Origin of the sequence: Janthinobacterium sp. CG_23.4 (genome assembly GCF_029892305.1) — a bacterium.
GTDB lineage: Bacteria > Pseudomonadota > Gammaproteobacteria > Burkholderiales > Burkholderiaceae_D > Janthinobacterium > Janthinobacterium lividum_D.
Map to the genome: position 1 here is coordinate 2,298,759 of NZ_JARXUX010000001.1, position 19,180 is coordinate 2,317,938.

Below are 19,180 nucleotides of genomic sequence, written 5' to 3' on the forward strand. Positions count from 1 at the left end.
TGAGACAGTGCGGCAACTACATCAGCTAAATAAAGTAGATCAGCGCGGCCACGCCCACCACGAGTGCCACGCGGGTGATTTGATACGCAGTCTTGTTCCACGCCTTGAAGCGGCGGCGGTACTGGCCCATGGTCCAGGAAATCTGGAACAGCTTGCTCACGCCGCCGACCTGGTCGCCCAGTTCGTTGGGCGAGGCGGCGGCCGTCATCAGGGTGCGACCCAGCCAGCGGTTCAGCGCTTGCGCCCAGCGGTAGCGCATCGGGCGTTCGATGTCGCAGAACAGGATGACGCGGTCGCTGTCGGCATCGTTGCGGGCCCAGTGGATATACGTTTCATCAAACATCACGGCCTGGCCATCGCGCCAGCTGTGGCGCTCGCCATCGACGTCGATGAAGCAGCGGTCGTCGTTGGGCGTCTGCAAGCCCAGGTGGTAGCGCAAGGAGCCAGCGAATGGGTCGCGGTGCGGGTTGAGCTTGCCGCCTTGCGGCAGTTCCGCGAACATGGCCGCCTTGATCGAGGGAATCGATTGCAGCAGCGCATAGGTTTGCGGGCACATCTGCTGTGCCGACGGGTGGTTCGCGTCATACCATTTCAGGTAGAAACGCTTCCAGCCATACTTGAAGAAGGAATTGAAACCCACGTCATTGTTTTTTTCAGCTGCCTTGATCTTTTTCATTTCCTGCATGCGCAGCGCTTCATCGCGGATGATTTGCCAGTTCTGCTGCAAGGGCGCCAGTTCCGGGAATTGATCCACGGAAAGATAAGGCGTCGCCGGCACCTTGGAAAAAGTATGCATGAACAGGTTCAGCGGCGCCATGAACGAGGAGTGATCGAAAATCTGGCGGCGAAACGGCAGGCGCACCTTGCCACGAAAATGAATATGTAAAACGGAAAACACAAAAATGCCCAGTAAGGCCCACTTCATACACAACCTCGTTTTTTAAGAATGCGGCAATTATAACCAGTTAATGCCAGCGCCACGCCGTGCCACGCCGTGCCACGGTCAAGGAAAGATGACACAGCGGCCCTCATCGATGCGCCGTTACTTGCCTCAAAGCATTAATTTTGCGCTTCGCTTATAATTTAATCCGCTTTTGTATGGCGTGGGGCGTCTCCCGCGCGCCCACATTGTCCGAAATTAAAAACTGACTGCCCAAAAAACGCCAGTTAGCGAGCCGTTCTGCGCCATGCAGGACAGGCAACACGACGGCGAGCAGATCGCTGGCTCTAGCGAAACCGGCAATAAACAACTTTAGACAGGACAAGAACAACAATGATGTCATTCAATCGTTTGACGATAGGCGTGCGCCTGAGCGCAGGCTTTGGGCTGCTGGTTTTACTCATGCTGGTGCTCGCTACCTTCGCTTTGCTGCGCATCGCTGCCATCTCTGGCGCCATGGACGCGCAAGATAAAGTCCAACTGGAAAAGCTCGACCCGCTGTACGTGGCGCGCGAAGCACTCGACCAGACGGGCCTGGCCGCCCGCAATGCGTATATTTTTTCTGACCAGGCTGCCGCAGAAAAAGAGCTGGCCATCCTCGACAGTCAGAAGGCGCTGTACCTGGAGGCGCTGGCCCGACTGGCGCCGCGATTTGCCGGCGATCCCCAATTCGAGAAAGTCAGCACGGGCCTGAAAAGCATGGCGCAGGAACTGCAGCGTCCGCGCCAGTTCCGCACGGCGGGACAGATGGAGCAGTACGGTACCTTCCTCGTCGATGAGTGCAGCCCCTTGCGGCGCAAGATCGTCGCCGACATCGATACCATGCTGAAAAGCGTGCAGCGCGAATCGGAGCAGGCCAACCTGGCCGCGCGCGCCATCTACGGCCAGTCGCTGCGCTGGATCGGTGTGCTCGCTGCGCTCGGCGTGCTCATTTGCATTGCGGTCGCCACCGTCATCACGCGCGGCTTGCTGCGCCAGTTGGGCGGCGAACCGGCGTATGCAGCCGCTATCGCCGGACGCATCGCGCTGGGCGAACTGGCCATCGACGTGCACACGCGCCACGGTGACGACAGCAGCTTGCTGTTTGCCATCAAGACCATGCGCGACAACCTGGCCTCCATCGTCGGCAAGGTGCGCCTGGGTACGGAAAGCATCGCCACGGCCTCGACCGAGATCGCTTCAGGCAACCGGGATTTGTCGCAGCGCACTGAGCAGCAAGCCGGCTCGCTGGAGGAAGTGGCGTCGTCGATGGAAGAACTGATTTCCACCGTGCGCCAGAATGCGGACAACGCGCAGGAGGCGAACCGCCTGGCGCGCGAAGCATCAACCGTGTCGGAGCAAGGCGGCAAGGCCGTGGTCGAAGTGGTGCACACCATGGGCCTGATCAATGCATCGTCGAACAAGATCGTCGACATCATCGGCGTGATCGACAGCATTGCCTTCCAGACCAATATCCTGGCCCTGAATGCAGCCGTGGAAGCGGCGCGCGCCGGTGAGCAGGGACGCGGTTTCGCCGTGGTCGCCACCGAGGTGCGCAACCTGGCACAGAGGTCAAGCGCGGCCGCGCGCGAAATCAAGACCCTGATCGACGATTCCGTCAGCAAGGTGGGCACGGGCACGCTGCTCGTCGAGCAGGCGGGCGCCACCATGCATGAGGTAGTGGCCGGCATTGGCAGGGTGACGGGCATCATGGCCGAGATCAGCCGCGCCACGCAGGAGCAGGGCACCGGCATCGAACAAGTCAACCGCGCCATCGTCGACATGGACCGCGTCACCCAGCAAAACTCGGCCCTGGTGGAGCAGGCCGCCGCTGCCGCGCAAGAACTACAGGAGCAGGCGGCGCAGCTGGAACAGGAAGTGGGCATCTTCAAACTGGCCCAGTCGGCCAACGCTCCCCTGCGCCTGACGGCTTGACGGCCTGAGGCGGTTGGCGCACCAAAACGGCGCGCCAACAGCGATATTGCGCGCTACAATGAGTGTTGGATCACCTTCAGGACTTCTCATGCAAGTGCGCAGCAGCCATGATCTATCGAGCGCGGACGACGACAAAGCAGCGCCGCCCGTGCTGCAGCTAGCCCTTGCCGGCCTGTGCTGGGGCTTACTTACCTGCGTGCTGTGCTTTGCCATCCTGTTCCTCTCCAAATGGCTAATGCCGCCCGAATACTGGGGTGCGCAAACCGACTTGGCCAAGTTCAAGCGCGAAATGTCCTTGCCCTTGCTGGTGTTCTGGGTCGTCATCTATTCGCCCATCCTGGAAACCTTCCTCGGCCAGCTGCTGCCGCTGGAAATACTCAAGCGCCTGGGCGCCGGCCGCCATCTGAGCATCGTCATCGGCGCCATGCTGTGGGGCATTGTGCATTACATCAGCGGCGGCTTGCTGCATGCCATCGTCGCTCTGGGCTCGGGTGCCATGTTCAGTTTTGTCTACCTGCGCTACCGCGCTCCCTGCGTGGCTGTCGCTTACGCGACGACGACATTTTCCCGCGCTTGCACCAATATTGCCATCCTCATCGCCGTATTCTATGGCCTTGAAGCTTGAAGCTTGAGCGAGCACGGCACCCGCGCCCTGTCCAATAGGGCCGGCATTTGTTATAGTCCCAGCCATCTTTCCAACGCCACCTGACCCTGCCATGACCTCAAACAATAGCAGCACCATCGCGCCGCGCACCTTCGGCACGCCCCTGTCTTCCACCGCCATCAAAGTCATGCTGCTGGGCTCGGGCGAACTGGGCAAGGAAGTGATCATTTCGCTGCAGCGCCTGGGCGTGGAAGTGATCGCCGTCGACCGCTATCCGAACGCACCGGGCCACCCCGTGGCGCACCGCTCGCACGTGATCGACATGAGCGACGGCGTGGCGCTCGCTGCCCTGATTGACCTGGAAAAGCCCGATTTGATCGTGCCGGAAATCGAAGCCATCGCCACCGACACCTTGGCGGCGCTGGAAGCGGCGGGCCAGATCACCTGTATCCCGAACGCGCGCGCGGCCGTGCTGACGATGAACCGCGAAGGCATTCGCACGCTGGCGGCCGAAACGCTGGGCGTGGCGACCTCGCCATATCGCTTCGCCAGCAGCATGCAAGAGTTGCAGCTGGCGTGCCAGGAAATCGGCTTCCCCTGCGTCGTCAAACCCGTGATGTCGTCGTCGGGCAAGGGCCAGTCCAGGCTCGATAGCGCCGCCGATGTGGAAACGGCGTGGGCGTATGCGGCCAGCGGTGGCCGGGTCGATACGGGCCGCGTGATTGTTGAGGGCTTCATCGACTTCGATTATGAAATCACGCTGCTGACCGTGCGCGCCGTGGGCGCTGCGGGACACATTGAAACGCAGTTCTGCGAGCCGATCGGCCACTTGCAGGTGCAGGGCGACTACGTGGAATCGTGGCAGCCGGCGCGCATGGCGCCGCTGGCCCTTGAGCGTTCGCGCGAGATCGCCCGCAAGGTGACGGACAACCTGGGCGGCCTGGGCCTGTTTGGCGTGGAGCTGTTCGTCAAGGGCGACATGGTGTGGTTCTCGGAAGTGAGCCCCCGTCCACACGACACCGGCATGGTCACCATGGCCAGCCAGGTGCAGAGCGAGTTCGAACTGCACGCGAAAGCCATCCTGGGCTTGCCCGTCAATGTGGCGCTGCGCTCGCCCGCCGCCTCGGCCGTCATCTATGGCCAGCTGGAAGCGAAAGGCATCGCCTTCGAAGGCGTGGCCGACGCCTTGAGCGTGCCGGGCGCTGACTTGCGCCTGTTCGGCAAGCCCGAATCGTTCGCCCGGCGCCGCATGGGCGTGGCGCTGGCCACGGCCGACGATACCGACACGGCCCGCGCGCGCGCCGTGCTGGCCGCGTCGAAAGTCAAACCCGTGCTGCGCTGATGCCGGACGCCAGCCTGGCTGCGCGGTTCGCCGTTATTCCCCGCCAGGCTGCTCGACCGGCGGCACGGCTGGCGGCATGAGCGGTGGCCTTGCCGCTTCTGCCGCTTTTGTTGTCTCTGCTGCTTTTGCCGCCTCCGCCCCCTCTGCCGCTGGCACCGCTTTCTGCGTTTCAATGATGGCGGGCCGTGCTTCGCGCCATTTTCCTGCCGCTTTTAGCTTGTTCTTCAGTCCCGGCAGCGGAAAACCCAGCGCATAGGCCTTTTGTGCATGCGCGTTGGCCTTCTCGTACTCCTTCTTTTTGACATACATCAAGCCCAGGTTGTACTGGATGGTGGCTTGTTCCGGCGCCAGGCGGCCGGCCGCATCGAGCTGCTCTAGCGCCGCCGCATCCTGGCCCGTGGCCAGCAGGTAGTTGCCGTACACCATGCGCGCCGTCACGTCGTGCGGCGCGAAGCCGATTGCCCGTTCGAAAAAGCAGCTGACCGTATAGCGCGCGCCCGCTGGCTGCGCGCTTTTCAGGCGCAAGCCCAGCTTGGCCATCGAGGCCAGCGCCCGGTGGTGGTTCGGGAAGTGTTCCAAGGTGTAGCTGATATCGGCGCCCAGGCTGCCCGTCATGCCTTGCGTGAGCGTTTCCACGGCGCGCGAGAAATGGAAGTTCTCGACCACGGGCAGACCGGCGCGGTCTTCCGCGCTCGTGTAGTCGCCGCCCGGCGTATGCTTGACGTAGGGTGGACAAACGGCAGCGCCGGCATGGACGCAGCAGGCGGCGAGGGTGCAGGCAAACAAGCGATGCTTCATGCGGCTCTCCTGTGGCTGATCTGGTCCAGCAAATTGGCCAGGGCCTCGCTGCGGGCTTGCCGTGATTGCTGGGCGATGGCGGTGGCGCTGGCCAGCGGGGCGCGGCCTTGGCGCGCCAGTGCCAGGAAGCGCAGCAGCGCGCGCGCGCAGTCGGCGCTGGAAGCGAGCTGGCCGATGGTGTCGATGCCGCAGTGGCGCAGCTTGGCCGCGCTGTCGCCAGCGAGGTCGGTCAGCGCCAGGATAGGCCGGCGGCAGCGCAGGTATTCATACAGCTTGGCGGGAATTTGCGCATTGCAGTTGGCTGCCTGCAGCAGCAGCAAGCCGTCGGCGGCCTGCATTTCTCGCAGCGCTGCGCCATGTGGCTGCAAAGGTTCCAGGCGCACCAGGTCCTGGATGGCGTATTTTGCCAGCAGGCTGGCCAGCCATGCGTCGTGGCCCGTGGCGCGCAGCACCAGCTGAAAATTGCGCGCATGCAGCACGCCGTCGTGGCGCAACTTGGCCAAGGCCTCGAACAGGGCTTGCGGATCGCGCTCGGATGGATAAATCACGCCGCTGTGCAGCAGCAGGAAGCGTGCATGGTCGCTGCGCTGGCTATGCTGTCTATGCTGGCTGGGCGGCACCTCCAGTGGCGTGGCGCCTTCGTCATCATCATCATCGTGGCCGTTTTCGATCAGGCTGAAGCGTTCGCGTCGCAGCTGTGGCAGGCGCCGCTGGTGTGCCTCGATGGCGCCCGGCGTGGTGCAGACGATGGCCGCACTGCGTGCCGCGATGCGCTGCTCTATCCAGGCATGCATGCGGTACAGGCGCGCGTCGGGCGGATACGGTGCCAGCGGGTCGCTGTCATCGAGCATGGGGTCGCGCTGGTCGGCTATCCATGGCAGGCCGCTGAGTTTTTGCAGGGTCATCGCGATCAGGTGCGCCGTGGCGATCGGGTACGTCGACCAGATGGCGTCGGGGCGGTATTGCCGTATCATCCGCAGGCCGGCCGGCACGGCGCTCAGCCACCAGGAACTCCAGCGGTCGGGCAGCGCCAGGCAGCGCGGATAGCGCCCGGCGATGGCCAGGTGGCGCGCCGCGTCAAGCGCCAGGGTGCGCCACACGGTGGCTTGCGTGCCGATCCGCGCCAGCTGCGCATCTAGCTGGGTATCGAGCTGTGTTTTGAGCTGTGTCTTGAGCTGTGTCTTGAGCTGTCTATCGCTGCGCTGCGCATACGCGAGCGGTGCGGGACTGAGTATCAGCGGCTGCCAGCCGTAGCGGGGCAAATGGCGCGCAAAGCCCAGGGTGCGCAAAATGCCGCTGCCGCCCGCCAGCGGCGGAAAGTGGTAGGCCACCATCAGCAGCCGTTTTGGCGCAATCTCTACCATGACTGCAGCCATCGTGCGCACAGTTGTTCGACTTCGCCGCGCCAGGCGGCGCTGGCGAAGGTGTGGTTGGCGCCAGCCACCTGCGCCTGCGTCCATTGCGCGCGCGCGGTGACGACGCGCCAGGCAGCATCGCTATCGAGCAAGGCTTGCCACTCGCGCGCGCCGAGGTCGTCGCCACTGAGGATCAGCAGCACCTTGCCCGGAAATTGCGCCAACGCCCGCAGCAAGGCAGGCGCGGGCGCATCGTTTTCCGGTGTTGCCGGTCCCTGCATGGCGGTAGCCACCTGCCGCAGCGACGCCAGGCTGGCGCCCAGCTGCAGTCCACCGCCGGCCAGCTTGCGCCAGAACGCGCCTTGCAGCAAGCGTGGCAGATAATAATGGCGCAGCGTGGCGCGCGCCAGGCCGGCGCTGCTGCGTACCCACGGATTGAGCAGGATCAGGGCGCTGATGCGTGGGTCACTTGGCGCATGGCAGGCGGCGGCCGTGGCGCCATCGCACAAGCCCCACAGCACCACTTCGCGCAAGGATGGCACGGCGTCGAAGAATTGCGCGAGTGCGCCGCCGATATCGGGGCTGGCGGCGCGATAATCGCGCGCGCTGCCCTCGCTGTCGCCCATGCCGCGCAGGTCGAAGCGCAACACGGGCCAGCCTTGCGCGGCCAGCGCCCGGGCCAGCAAGACGAACTGACGGTGGCTGCCCACCCGGTATTGGGGCCCGCCCGTGACGATCAATATGCCGCGTGGGCCTGGTGCGGCGGGCAGGCTGAGGATGCCGACCATGCGCGCTTGCGCCTCGGTCTCAGTCTCTGCATCCCTGGCGGCGCTGCGAAAGCGCAGCGCCAGTTGGTACACGGTGGGTCTGGCGACCTGGTCGCGTTTCATAGCGTCATCCATGGCGCGTCGAGCCAGTCGCAGCAAAGTTTTCGCGTCGCGTCCAGCAATTGCGGACAAGCGAGCAGCTCGCCGCTGTGCCAGAACGGGCCATCGCCGAAGCTGGCCACGTGCACGGCTGCACCTTGTTCGCGCCACTGCTGCGCCAGCGCCGGCGATGGCAACGATGGCAGCATTGGCGTACAGGCCTGCTGCGGCGCCTGATACTCGAGCCAGTAGACGGGCACCGTGGGCAGCAGCGCCGCTGCGCTGACGCCATCAATGGCCAGCGCCAGCGCCGGTGCCAGCAGGTAGCCGGCCACTTCCACCGATGCACCGTTCTCCAGTGCGGCGCGCGCTTGGCCCGGCGCTTCGCGTGTGCCGCCGGCCAGCATGTTGCTTGCCAGGCGCAGGCGCAGGAAGCGGTCGATGCTGCGCCGTCCATCGAGTTCGGGCTGCCATAGCAGCAAACGCGCCAGTGGCAGCGACGCGCGGCTGGCAAAATCGAGTGCAAGCAGGGCGCCCAGGCGCAAACCCCAGACGGTCAATGGGCCGTCGACGCGCTGCGCCAGCCAGGCGCAAGCCAGGTGCAAATCGTTGTGCCAGATGTCCCAGCGCGCCTCGTCGAATTCGCCGTCGCTGTCGCCGCAGCCAAACAGGTCGATGTGCAGCACGCAGTAGCCGGCGGCTGCAAAGACGCGTGCCTGGGCGGCGCTCACGTGGCGGCTTTTATTGAGTTCTTCTGCAAACGGATGCACGTAGACGATGGCGCCGCGCGCTCGGCGGCCCGGTGGCGGCAGGTGCAGCAGGCAGTAGCGCTGGCCGCCGCTGGCGGGCAGGAAGAAAGGCTGCAGCGCCAGCGTGTCGAGGGCGGCGCTGCTCATGCTCGTAGCTGTGCAAACACAAAATCGTGCAAGGTGCCCACGGTGGCGAAGTGGCGCGCGTGAATATCGTCGTCGGCCACGCTGATGCTGAAATGCTCTTCCAGCGCGGCGATCACGCCGATCACGGCCATCGAGTCGAGTTCCGGCACGCTGCCCAGCAGCGGCGTGTGCGCTTCCAACGCGCGCCCGTTCAAGCCCAGCGTGCGATCGAGGATGTGCTTTACTGCTTCAAGATGCGACATGTGAGCTCCAGGGAAGGGTAGTGCGGCAGGCTGCTGGTATCGAAGTCCAGGCAGACAAGATCGTCGGGGCGGCGCGACAGGTGCAGATAGGGCGGCAGACTGGCGGCCATCCATTGCCAGCGGCCGCAGCGAAGAAAGGTGGCCGTGCCCAGCGCGTGCATGCCCAGGCGCGCATGGGCGCCCAGCGAGGCGCGGTTGAAACGCGAAATACGGCTGCACGACCAGCGCACGCCCTGCGCATACAGCACGGCATTGGCTTCTTCCCACAGGCGGGCAAAGACCAGGCCGCCCCGTTGTGCGGGATGCACCCACACGTCCAGGTCCCAGGACGACTGGCTGGAGGCCAGCGCATAGCGGGCGCGCACCTCGTCTTCCCGGTAGCCGTGGCGCAGCAGCCAGATCCAGCCAGCCATGTCGGCCTTGCTGGTCTCTGCCTGCCTGCGCGCCACCAGGCATTGCGCACCCTGGCGGTAGCGTTCGCTTAGCGCACCGGGTCGGCGTTCGGGACCGGACGGCAAATCGGCCTGCGTCAGGCAGGGCGTGACTGTGATCGACTGGCCGCGCCCACGGCACAGCGAGCCGGGTGCCACGGCTTGTGCCACGAACTGGTAGCGATGCAGCGCGCAGCGCCCGCCTGGCACCATCGCCAGCAGGCGCGCCAGGGCTAGCCAGCTGCTGTCGCACCAGCCCAGCTGGCGAAGGCTGGCCGCAAGCCGTTGTAACCGTGGAAAACGCGTGAAGCTAATCATGGCGATCAAGGATGGGGCGGCTATGCAGCCAACGCTGTCCATTAGAGCGCAGCGGCGAGCGGCGGTCTTGCGCCGCCTCAAGCTGTGTTGTTGAAACTGTTAACTGATCAAAATCAAGACCGCTGTGGCCATTTGTCTGAATCATAGGGGAAGGCATGGCGATCATGGCAACCCGGAGGCGAGACGATGGCGACACTGATACACGAGCTGATCTTCGACGCGGCGCAGCGCGCGCCCCACGCGCCAGCGTTGTCCTGGCAGGGCGAGGAAATGTCTTATGCCGCGCTGGCGCAAGCCGTGTGCGAGGCGTCCAGCAACTTGCTGACCCTGGGCTTGCAGCGTGGCGCGCGAGTGGCCGTGTACCTGGAAAAACGCCCGGAAAACGTCAGCGCCATGTTTGGCGCGGCGGCCGCCGGTGCTGTGTTCGTGCCCGTCAATCCCTTGCTCAAGCCGGAACAGGTGGCGTACATCCTGGCCGACTGCAACGTGACCATCCTTGTCACTTCGCGCGAACGCCTGGCGCAGCTGGGTCCCGCGCTGGCCGCCTGCCCGGACTTGCAGACGGTGCTGCTGACGGGGGAACCGCGGCCGCAAACCAGCCTTGGCCGCGTGCGGCTGCTGGCGTGGCGTGGCGTCGCCGCCGGCGCATCTACACCCACCCCCCTGCGCCACGCCGTGATCGACACGGACATGGCCGCCATCTTGTACACATCGGGCAGCACCGGGCGTCCGAAAGGCGTGGTGCTGTCGCACCGGAACATGCTGGCCGGCGCGCTCAGCGTCGTCAGTTATTTGCGCAACACGCCGCAGGACCGGATTTTGTGCGTCCTGCCGCTCAGTTTCGACTACGGCTTGAGCCAGCTGACGACGGCGTTTGCCAGCGGCGCCTGCGCCGTGCTGATGAATTACCTGCTGCAGCGCGATATCGTCGAAGCCGTGGAGCAGGAAGCCATCACGGGCCTGGCCGCCGTGCCACCGCTGTGGTTACAGCTATCGCAGCTGAGCTGGCCCCTTTCCACGACGCTGCGCTACATCACCAATTCGGGCGGCGTGATGCCCAGAGCCACGCTAGAGCGCTTGCGCCAGTCGCTGCCGCGCACGCAGCTCTACCTGATGTATGGCTTGACGGAAGCGTTCCGCTCCACCTATCTGGCGCCGGAACAGCTGGAGCGGCGCCCCGATTCCATCGGGCAAGCGATCCCCAACGCGGAAGTGCTGGTGCTGCGCCCCGACGGCAGCGTCTGCGAAGACGACGAGCCGGGCGAACTGGTGCACCGTGGCGCGCTGGTGGCGCTCGGCTACTGGAACGATGCGGCGCGCACGGCAGAGCGCTTCAAGCCCCTGGCGCCGCGGGCGAGCGGGCTGGTGTTGCCGGAACTGGCCGTCTGGTCGGGCGACACCGTGCGCCGCGATGCCGAAGGTTACCTGTATTTTGTCGGTCGCAGCGATGACATGATCAAGACGTCCGGCTACCGGGTCAGTCCGGCCGAGATCGAAGAGGTCGTGTATGCGAGCGGGCTGGTAGGCGAGGCGGCCGCGCTGGGCCTGCCCCATGCCGCACTGGGCCAGGCCATCGCCTTGCTCGTCACGCCTGCGCAGGGCATGGAATTGCTGCGCGACAGCGTGCTGGCCGCCTGCCGCGCGCGACTGCCCAGCTATATGGTGCCGCTGTGGGTGGAAATTCGCGACGGCGCGCTGCCGCGCAATCCGAATGGCAAGATCGACCGTCCATTGCTGGCCAGGGAACTGGCGCGCGTCTATGCGGTCCAATCAGGAGATGGCGCATGAAGGACTCGATCCGCCCAAACAGCACGGGTGTGCTCTCCGATGTTCCCTTGAATTTTTCTTTGCTTGCGCCCCCGAATGCGCCTGTGCACGTGCCTTCTCATATGCCTTCGCATGCGCCCTTGGCTCAGTTTGCCGTGCAAGGCGATATGCTGGAGCTTGGCGGCGTGTCTTTGCGCCGGCTGGCGCAGAGGGTCGGCAGCACACCATTCTACGCGTATGAACGTGCGCATATCACGCGCCGCGTGAGCGCACTGCGCGCCGCCTTGCCTGCTGGTGTGCATGTGCATTACGCCATGAAGGCCAATCCCATGCCGGCCGTGGTGCAATGTCTGGCAGGCTTGGTCGATGGCATCGATGTGGCCTCGGGCGGCGAACTGGCGACGGCGCTCGATACGCCGATGGCGCCGCAGTGCATCAGTTTTGCGGGGCCGGGCAAGCGCGATGGCGAACTGGCGCAGGCCGTGGCCGCCGGCGTGCTGATCAATGTGGAATCGGGCGCGCAGGTGGAGAGGGTGGCGCTGGCCAGTGAACGGCTGGGTGTGACGGCCAGGGTGGCCGTGCGCGTGAACCCCGATTTCGCGCTGCGTCGCACGGGCATGCGCATGGGTGGGGGCGCGCAGCCGTTTGGCGTTGATGCGGCGCTGGTGCCAGCGCTACTGGGCCGCATCGGCCAGCTGGGACTCGATTTTCATGGCTTGCACCTGTATGCGGGTTCGCAAAACCTGTCGGCGGCGGCGCTGGTCGAAGCGCAGGCTCTGAGCGTGCAACTGGCTTTGCAACTGGCCGACAGCGCACCAGCGCCCTTGCGCACCTTAAATATCGGCGGCGGCTTCGGCGTGCCATATTTTCCCGGCGACCAGGCACTGGAACTGGCGCCCGTGGCGCAAGGCTTGCAGCGGCAACTCGCCATCCTGGCCCGGGCGGCGCCCGGCGCGCGCCTGAATCTGGAGCTGGGCCGCTACCTGGTGGCCGAGGCAGGCATTTATGTGTGCACGGTGCTCGAGCGCAAAGTGTCGCATGGACAGGTATTTCTCGTCACCGATGGCGGCTTGCACCATCATTTGGCCGCGTCCGGTAATTTTGGCCAGCTGATACGCAAGAATTATCCGGTCGCCATCGGCAACCGCCTGCAAGGCGGAGCGCGCGAAGTGGCGTCCGTCGTGGGACCGTTGTGCACGCCGCTGGACTTGCTGGCCGACCAGATGGAAATGGCGCGCGCCCAGGAGGGCGACCTGGTGGTGGTGTTCCAGTCGGGCGCGTATGGCTTGACGGCCAGCCCGACCGCCTTTCTCGGCCATCCGCTGCCGGCCGAGGTGCTGGTATGAGCGGCCTGTGCGGTTGGCTGGCGGCGGCTGGCGCTGCAGCGAGCGGCGCTATAGCGAGCGGGGCGGCGGGCGGCGCATCGGGCGTCGCCGTGGCCGATGCCAGTAGCGCCGCGCTGCAGAACATGGCTGCGCCGCTGTCGCGTTTCGATGGCGCGCCCCTGGCCATCAGCGTCAGCGATGTGGGCGGCGTGGCCGTCGCCGCCATCGATGGCAGCGGCCATGTGCACCAGCAAGATGGCTTGCAAGTAGCCATCTGGGGCCGGCCCGTGCTCGACGGTTCGGCCGAGGACGTGGCGAGCCGCTTGGCCTGTCTCTGGCTGAGCCGGGGCGTGGCCGCTTGCACCAGCCTGTCGGGGCCATTCGCGCTGGCCATCCTCGACGCCGTTTCTGGCCAGCTCTTGCTGGCCGTGGACCGCGCCGGCATGCATCCGCTCAGCTATGCAAGCAATGCGCAGGGCCTGTTCTTTGCCACCTCGATGGACGCCTTGCTGGCCCATCCGTCGGTGCGTGGCGTGCTCGACCCACAAGCCCTGTATCACTATCTGTATTTCCACATGGTGCCAGGTCCGGCCACCGCTTACCTAGGCCAGCAGCGCTTGCTGCCGGGCGAATACCTACTGATGCGCGGCGGCAAGCAATGCAAGGGCAGTTACTGGCAGCTGGCCTTCCAGGAACCAGGTGCGCGCCGCGCGCGTGCCAGCTTTGCCGCCAACAAGCAGGAGTTGCTGCGCTTGCTGCGCCTGGCCGTCGAAAGCAGCCTGGGCCCCGATAGCAGCAACACGGGAGCGTTTCTGAGCGGCGGCACAGATAGTTCCACGCTGGCCGCCATCATGGGGCAAGTGACGGGTCGGCCCGCGCGCACCTATTCCATCGGTTTTGATGTCCCCGGCTATGACGAAATGGCCTATGCGCGCCTGGCCGCCAGCCACGCCGGTAGCATCCACCACGAGCGCTACGTGACGCCAAGCGACGTGCTGGCAGCGATTCCCGCCATGGCGGCCATTTTCGACCAGCCTTTCGGCAATGCCTCGGCGATTCCCGCTTACTATTGCGCGCAGATGGCACGCGAGGACGGCGTCACGCGTTTGCTGGGCGGCGATGGCGGCGACGAATTGTTTGGCGGCAATGAGCGCTATGCGCACCAAGCCTTGCTGTCGCAGTACCAGCGCTTGCCCGTCATGCTGCGCCTAGCCATCATCGAACCGCTGCTATTTCGCCAACGCAGGGGCAAGCCGTGGCGGCTGGGCGACAAGGCGCGCAGCTATATCACGCAAGCGAGCCAGCTGCTGCCGGCCAGGCTCGACGGCTACAACTTGCTGCTGCGCCATGGCCACCGCACGGTACTGGAAGCGGACTTTATCGACAGCATAGACCCGGACCTGGCGCCCGGCTATGTGAATGGCGCCTATTGGCAGCGGCAAGGCCAGGGCTTGAGCCAGATCAATGAACTGCTGGCGCTGGACATGCGCTTTACGCTGGCCGACAACGACCTGTTCAAGGTGCGCAAGGCTTGCGAGCTGGCTGGCGTGGAAGCCACATTTCCTTTCCTGCACGATGCGATGGTAGCGTTTGCCGCGCGTCTGGCACCGCGCGACAAGCTCGATGGCAGGCAGCTGCGGCCGTTCTTTAAGCGGGCGCTGGCGGACATATTGCCGGTGGCCATCGTACGCAAGAAAAAGCACGGCTTTGGCTTGCCTTTCGGCCAGTGGCTGCACAGTCATGCGCCGCTACGCGAATTTGCGTTTGACAACCTGACGCAGCTGCGCGGGCGCGGCATCGTGCGCCCCGCCTTCATCGACGATTTACAAGGGCGCTTGCTGGCCGAACATCCGGCCTATCACGGTACCATGGTATGGCTGCTGCTGATGCTCGAACAGTGGCTCAGCCAGCATCCGGGCGCGCTCGGTGCGCTTGCCGGCGGTTTTGCCGCAAGCGCCACAGAAACGCGAGCCGTCCTCGACCCCACGGCGTAAAGCGCGGCAGTTGCAGCAGGTCCAGCCCCGCGCCGGGACGCGCCACGCCCCAGTCCGTAGCCACGGCCGCCTGGAAACCCAGGCTGTCAAGCATTGCCACGTGCTTCGCGCCATAATCACGTCCGGCCTTGCCGTTCGGATACGCAAACAGGGTGACGGGCGCCTGGATCAAACGTTCCAGCTGGCGCTTGCCGTTGGCGATGTCCAGCCGCGCGGCACGCTCGGGCAGGGTAGACAAAATCGGGTGACTCGCTGTGTGCGCGCCCAGGCCCATGCCGGCCGCGTGTAACTGGCGCAACTGCGCCGTGCTGAGCATGGCGGGCGGAGCGGAGCCGGTGCCTGCCTGGCGGCGTATCTGCATGGCCAACTGCTGGCGCCGGCCAAACGGCAGATATTTCAGCTGGCCCAGCAATGTGGCGATGGCCGCTTGCCGCTGCGCCAGGCTGGCGACGGGCAGGCAGTCCAGGCCGATCTCTCGCAAGTCGAGCACGGGCATGGTCACATGGCGCACCGCCTCGATCACCGTGTCATTCCACATCTGTCCACCGTCCAGGTAGCCGGTGGCGATAAAAAAAGTGGCGTGCAAGCCCAGACGCTGCAGCAGCGGCAGGGCGACTTGCGCATTGTCTGCATAGCCGTCGTCGAAGGTGATGCAGGCAGCGCGCGGCGGCAGGCTGCCATCTTGCAAGCGCTGCACGGCCACGGCCAGCGGCAGCGGCGTATAGAAACGCTGCAACAGGCGCATCTGGCGCTCGAACAGGCGCGCATCGACTGCACCGGGAAACAGGGGATCTGGCCGTGCCAGCACGCGGTGGTAGATCAAAATGGACAGGCTGGACGTCATGGCTGCTCCGCGATGGAGGCCCGGGCCTTGGCCTTGGCCTTGCCCTGGCTTGTGCCGGGCGTAGTCGCTGTCGCTGGCTGCTCGACGATGATGCGCGTGGCGATCAGGGCTGCCATCAGGTAGTACGGCATGTCGAAATACAGCAGGCTGAGAAAGGCGCCGCCCACGCCAAAGCCGATCAGGCTGGCCTGGCTCATGGTGGCCAGGCCGTGCGCCCAGCGCAGTGCCGGCTGGCCCCGTGTGCGCCCGATAATGGCGGCGGCAGTACGCCAGGTGGCAATGCCCAGCGCCAGGTAAATCAACAAGCCGACGAAGCCGTGTTCGCCCATCGCCTGGAAGTAGATGCTGTGCGCAGCGTGCACATCCATGGGGTTCGGCGCGTAGCGGGCGAAGATGGCGGCGTCGGAGACATCGAAGCCGCCGCCGAGAAAGCGGTCGCGCGCCAGGTTCCAGGCCATGCGCCAGGCATTCAGGCGGCCCATGGCGGACACGTCATCCTGATACGTGTTGATGGTGTCCATGCGTTCGGCCCAGCGCTCGGGCATGAAGGCCAGCAGCAGCGGCGCGACCGCACCGAGCAGCGCGCCCAGCACCAACTTGCGCTCGCTCTTGACCCACATGAACAGGCTCATGGCGGCAATGGCCAGCAGGGCGCCGCGTGAATACGAGCCCAGCGCAGCCAGTGCCGACAGCAGCATGGCCGCCGACAGGCCGTGGCGCAGCCAGCGTTTATCAGTGTTTTGCTGCAGGTAATACATGAGGGGGATGGTGATGACCAGGGCCAGGGCCAGCGCGTTGTTATCGCCAATAAACGTCTCTTCCGGGCCCCAGACGCGTTCCGTACCGCCGCTGCGGATAGTGAAGAGGCCGCCTTTCACCCCGTAAAAGCCGAGCGAAGCCACCAGCACCCATACGAGACGCACAATGTCGCGCCGCGTGCGTATCACCATCATGATCACAAAGCTCATCAGCATGATCTTCATCACCTTGTTCCACTGCACCCACGACGCTTGCGGCAGCAGGGCGAACAGCGCCGTGACATTCATCCACGCGACGAACAGCAGCAGCAGCACGCTGACGGGCGTGAGCGGCAGGCTTTTCGGCTCGCGCGTTATCAGCAGGCTGAGCATGGTGGCGATGGCGATGATGAAGGCAAACGGCAAGTGGTTGGCAAAGCCCCACGCTTGCGTGTGCGGATTCATCACGCTGACCCATACCCACATCAGGCCGCCGATGGCCGGTGACTTCAGGATGAAGGGCAGCGACCCGAGGATGATGATGGTGATCACGATGTCGCGCATGAACGGGGATGCTCCTGGTTTTGCCTGCATGGTACTGATGTCGCTCAACTTGCTGTCGGGCAGGCTCGGTACACTCGATTGACGCGATTGACTCGGTGAATACTTTTCAGTACCCAGTTTTGTCATGCTAAGACCAAGGAGGCATGTCCTTGTTGACCGTTCTCATGGCGACCTACAATGGCGCCGGCACGTTGCCCCAGGTATTGCGCGCCTACATGCGGCTACGCCCGCCTGCAGCCGGCTGGCGCCTGCTCATCGCCGACAATGGCAGCACGGACGGCACGGCGCAGGTGATCGCCGCTTTTCGCGGGTGCTTGCCCTTGAGCTCAATCTATGTGGCGCGGCGCGGCCGCAGTCCCGCCCTGAACGGCGCCGTCGAGCATGCCTTGCGACAGGGCGGCGATGGCAGCGAGCTGTTCGTCTTTGGCGACGACGACGCCATGCCGGCACCCGACTGGCTGTGCCGCTTGCAGCGCTGCGCGCGCGATCACCCGGGCTACGCCCTGTTTGGCGGCGCCATCGTGCCCGCCTGGCGGGAACCTCCGGCGCAATGGCTGCTGCGCCTGACGCCCGTCGGCGTGACATGGGGCATCACCAGCCCCGACCTGCGCGACGCCCCCATCTATCCGGGCCTGGTGTGGGGCGCCAACATGGCGATTCGCCGCCGCATCTTCGAGTCGGGCGCCCGCTATGACGAGAGTATCGGTCCGCAAGGGAGCAATTACGCCATGGGCAGCGAAACCCGCCTCAACCTGGAGCTGCATGCGGCCGGCAACCCTTCCTGGTTCTGTCCCCAGGCCCGCGTGGCGCACATCATTCGCGTCGCGCAAGTGCAGCGCGCGTCGATACTGCGCCGTGCCATGCTGTTTGGCCGTGGTCAGTGCCGGCTGGCCACGCTTGGGCCCAGCGTGGAGCTGCTGGGCGTGCCGCGCTGGATGCTGGGCCGATACGTGCGCGATACGCTCGGCGCCGTGCGCGCCTGGCTGCGGCGCGACCGCGCCGCGCTGTTCTTGCACCAGTGGGAACGGGCCTGGTTGCGGGGGTTTTTTCATGAAGCATGGCGGGGACGGCGCAAACGCCTGCCGCGCATCGTCATCAGCAGTTATTCGGGTGAGCTGGGCGGCATGGAGCTGCGCCTGGCGCAAGAGGCAAAAGTACTTGCTGCGAGCGGCTATGACAGCGTGCTGGCCCTGCGGCGCTTTCCCGGTTTTCAAGCCTGGGCGCAACACTTGCGCGCCAGCCAGATGCAAGTGCGCGTGTATGAACCGCCGCTATTTCTTGAACACTGGGCGTGGCGCCGTTGGAGTTTATTGCGCGCGCGGCTGACGGGGGCTTGGCGGCTGCGGCAGTTGCGGCCTGATTTGGTCCATGTGGCCTTTTGCTGGACCAGTTATGGCGCTTCCATCGTGTGGCTGGCGCGGCAGTGCCGCCTGCCTGCCGTCATCAGCGTGCACAATGCGTTTCCTTTGGAACCGTTCAGTACTTGGCAGCGGCCACTGCTGCAGGAAGCGTTTCGTAGCGTGAAGGGCGTGTATGCCGTGTCTTCCTCCGCCATGCGCCATTTTCTTGATTTGTACCGTGACATGCTGGCGCCGCAGACGCGGCTGGCCGTGATACCGAACGGCGTCGATACGGACACTTTTATTGTCTCGCCGGAACGCAAAGTGCTGGCGCGGCGCCAACTCGGGCTGCCGCCCGACGCGCTGGTCCTCGGTTGCGTGGCGCGACTGTCGGCGCAAAAGCGTCCGCAAGCGCTGCTGGCCCTGTTCGCCAGCCTGGCCGTGCAATTCCCTCAGTTATATTTAGTGCTGGTAGGCACGGGGCCGCTGGAAGCCATGCTGCGCCTGCAAGTGCAACAGGCGCGATTGCAGGAGCGCGTGGTGTTTGCCGGCTTCCAGCAGCGCGTCGAGTTGTTGATGCCTGCCTTCGACTTGCATGTGCTGCTGAGTAAAAACGAAGGCTTCGGCATTGCCACCATCGAGGCCATGGCCTGCGGCGTGCCGGCTGTGGGCACGGATGTGCCGGGCACCCACGATATCTTGCACGATAGCGCAGGGGGACTGCTGCTGCCGCTCGACGACGAACACGCTGCTTGCGCGCTCGTGGCCAAGCTGCTGATGGACGCGCCCCGGCGTGCCCGCATGGGACGGCTGGCGCGCGAAGAAACCGTGCAGCGCTATTCGATGTCACGCCTGGAACGCCAGTTGCGGCAGTTCTATGCGGGCCTGGTGTAGGCGCGGGCG

General features: G+C 65.0%; 16 protein-coding genes. 7 read left to right on the forward strand and 9 right to left on the reverse strand.

Annotated features, from left to right (window positions below):
• Window positions 1–25: 25 nt before the first annotated feature.
• On the reverse strand, window positions 26–925 hold the full coding sequence (gene lpxO / locus H4V96_RS10445) for a lipid A hydroxylase LpxO (RefSeq protein WP_010398083.1): 900 nt from the start codon (window positions 923–925) through the stop codon (window positions 26–28).
• Window positions 926–1,273: 348 nt separating this feature from the next.
• Here lpxO and H4V96_RS10450 point away from each other — a divergent pair, with 348 nt between their 5' ends.
• The 3 genes from H4V96_RS10450 (at window position 1,274) to purT (ending at window position 4,800) form a co-directional block, all read left to right on the forward strand.
• The gene (locus tag H4V96_RS10450) at window positions 1,274–2,854 is read left to right on the forward strand and encodes a methyl-accepting chemotaxis protein (protein WP_196855788.1); all 1,581 of its coding nucleotides are present in this window, start codon (window positions 1,274–1,276) and stop codon (window positions 2,852–2,854) included.
• An 88-nt stretch (window positions 2,855–2,942) separates the two neighbouring features.
• Window positions 2,943–3,479, forward strand: a complete 537-nt coding sequence (locus H4V96_RS10455) for a CPBP family glutamic-type intramembrane protease (protein ID WP_196855787.1) — start codon at window positions 2,943–2,945, stop codon at window positions 3,477–3,479.
• A 91-nt stretch (window positions 3,480–3,570) separates the two neighbouring features.
• Complete coding sequence (purT, locus tag H4V96_RS10460; protein ID WP_196855786.1) at window positions 3,571–4,800, forward strand: formate-dependent phosphoribosylglycinamide formyltransferase; 1,230 nt, start codon at window positions 3,571–3,573, stop codon at window positions 4,798–4,800.
• Between the two features lie 33 nt (window positions 4,801–4,833).
• Here purT and H4V96_RS10465 read toward each other — a convergent pair whose 3' ends face one another.
• The 6 genes from H4V96_RS10465 to H4V96_RS10490 are packed head-to-tail and all read right to left on the reverse strand — an operon-like array spanning window position 4,834 to window position 9,706.
• Complete coding sequence (locus H4V96_RS10465) at window positions 4,834–5,598, reverse strand: ABC transporter permease (RefSeq protein ID WP_196855785.1); 765 nt, start codon at window positions 5,596–5,598, stop codon at window positions 4,834–4,836.
• Window positions 5,595–6,962 carry a glycosyltransferase gene (locus H4V96_RS10470; RefSeq protein ID WP_280720915.1) on the reverse strand — a complete coding sequence of 456 codons (1,368 nt, stop codon included), beginning with the start codon at window positions 6,960–6,962 and terminating at the stop codon, window positions 5,595–5,597. Before H4V96_RS10470 ends, H4V96_RS10465 begins: the two co-directional genes overlap by 4 nt.
• Window positions 6,956–7,843, reverse strand: coding sequence for a hydrolase 1, exosortase A system-associated (locus H4V96_RS10475; protein ID WP_280720916.1), 888 nt, complete (start codon window positions 7,841–7,843; stop codon window positions 6,956–6,958). The genes H4V96_RS10470 and H4V96_RS10475 overlap by 7 nt, the downstream gene beginning before the upstream one ends.
• Complete coding sequence (locus H4V96_RS10480) at window positions 7,840–8,715, reverse strand: hydrolase 2, exosortase A system-associated (protein WP_196855782.1); 876 nt, start codon at window positions 8,713–8,715, stop codon at window positions 7,840–7,842. Before H4V96_RS10480 ends, H4V96_RS10475 begins: the two co-directional genes overlap by 4 nt.
• Window positions 8,712–8,957: a phosphopantetheine-binding protein gene (locus H4V96_RS10485; protein ID WP_010398099.1), complete on the reverse strand. Its 246-nt coding sequence runs from the start codon at window positions 8,955–8,957 to the stop codon at window positions 8,712–8,714. Before H4V96_RS10485 ends, H4V96_RS10480 begins: the two co-directional genes overlap by 4 nt.
• Window positions 8,936–9,706 carry a hypothetical protein gene (locus H4V96_RS10490; protein WP_280720917.1) on the reverse strand — a complete coding sequence of 257 codons (771 nt, stop codon included), beginning with the start codon at window positions 9,704–9,706 and terminating at the stop codon, window positions 8,936–8,938. The genes H4V96_RS10485 and H4V96_RS10490 overlap by 22 nt, the downstream gene beginning before the upstream one ends.
• Window positions 9,707–9,892: 186 nt before the next feature.
• Between H4V96_RS10490 and H4V96_RS10495 the strand changes: the two genes are divergently transcribed.
• The 3 genes from H4V96_RS10495 (at window position 9,893) to H4V96_RS10505 (ending at window position 14,792) form a co-directional block, all read left to right on the forward strand.
• Window positions 9,893–11,494 (forward strand): acyl-CoA ligase (AMP-forming), exosortase A system-associated, encoded by a 1,602-nt coding sequence (locus tag H4V96_RS10495; RefSeq protein ID WP_010398106.1) that lies wholly within the window; start codon window positions 9,893–9,895, stop codon window positions 11,492–11,494.
• A 101-nt stretch (window positions 11,495–11,595) separates the two neighbouring features.
• Window positions 11,596–12,819 carry a pyridoxal-dependent decarboxylase, exosortase A system-associated gene (locus H4V96_RS10500; protein WP_196855829.1) on the forward strand — a complete coding sequence of 408 codons (1,224 nt, stop codon included), beginning with the start codon at window positions 11,596–11,598 and terminating at the stop codon, window positions 12,817–12,819.
• The gene (locus tag H4V96_RS10505) at window positions 12,816–14,792 is read left to right on the forward strand and encodes an asparagine synthase-related protein (RefSeq protein WP_196855780.1); all 1,977 of its coding nucleotides are present in this window, start codon (window positions 12,816–12,818) and stop codon (window positions 14,790–14,792) included. Before H4V96_RS10500 ends, H4V96_RS10505 begins: the two co-directional genes overlap by 4 nt.
• Here the strand turns inward: H4V96_RS10505 and H4V96_RS10510 are convergent.
• A complete protein-coding gene (locus H4V96_RS10510) occupies window positions 14,701–15,636 on the reverse strand; it encodes a polysaccharide deacetylase family protein (RefSeq protein WP_196855779.1) in 936 nt (311 codons plus the stop codon). The genes H4V96_RS10505 and H4V96_RS10510 overlap by 92 nt on opposite strands.
• On the reverse strand, window positions 15,633–16,937 hold the full coding sequence (locus H4V96_RS10515; RefSeq protein WP_196855778.1) for a putative O-glycosylation ligase, exosortase A system-associated: 1,305 nt from the start codon (window positions 16,935–16,937) through the stop codon (window positions 15,633–15,635). The genes H4V96_RS10510 and H4V96_RS10515 overlap by 4 nt, the downstream gene beginning before the upstream one ends.
• A gap of 149 nt (window positions 16,938–17,086) precedes the next feature.
• On the opposite strand from H4V96_RS10515, the gene H4V96_RS10520 reads away from it, so the two are divergent.
• A complete protein-coding gene (locus H4V96_RS10520; RefSeq protein WP_280720918.1) occupies window positions 17,087–19,171 on the forward strand; it encodes a glycosyltransferase in 2,085 nt (694 codons plus the stop codon).
• The last annotated feature ends 9 nt before the right edge of the window (window positions 19,172–19,180 follow it).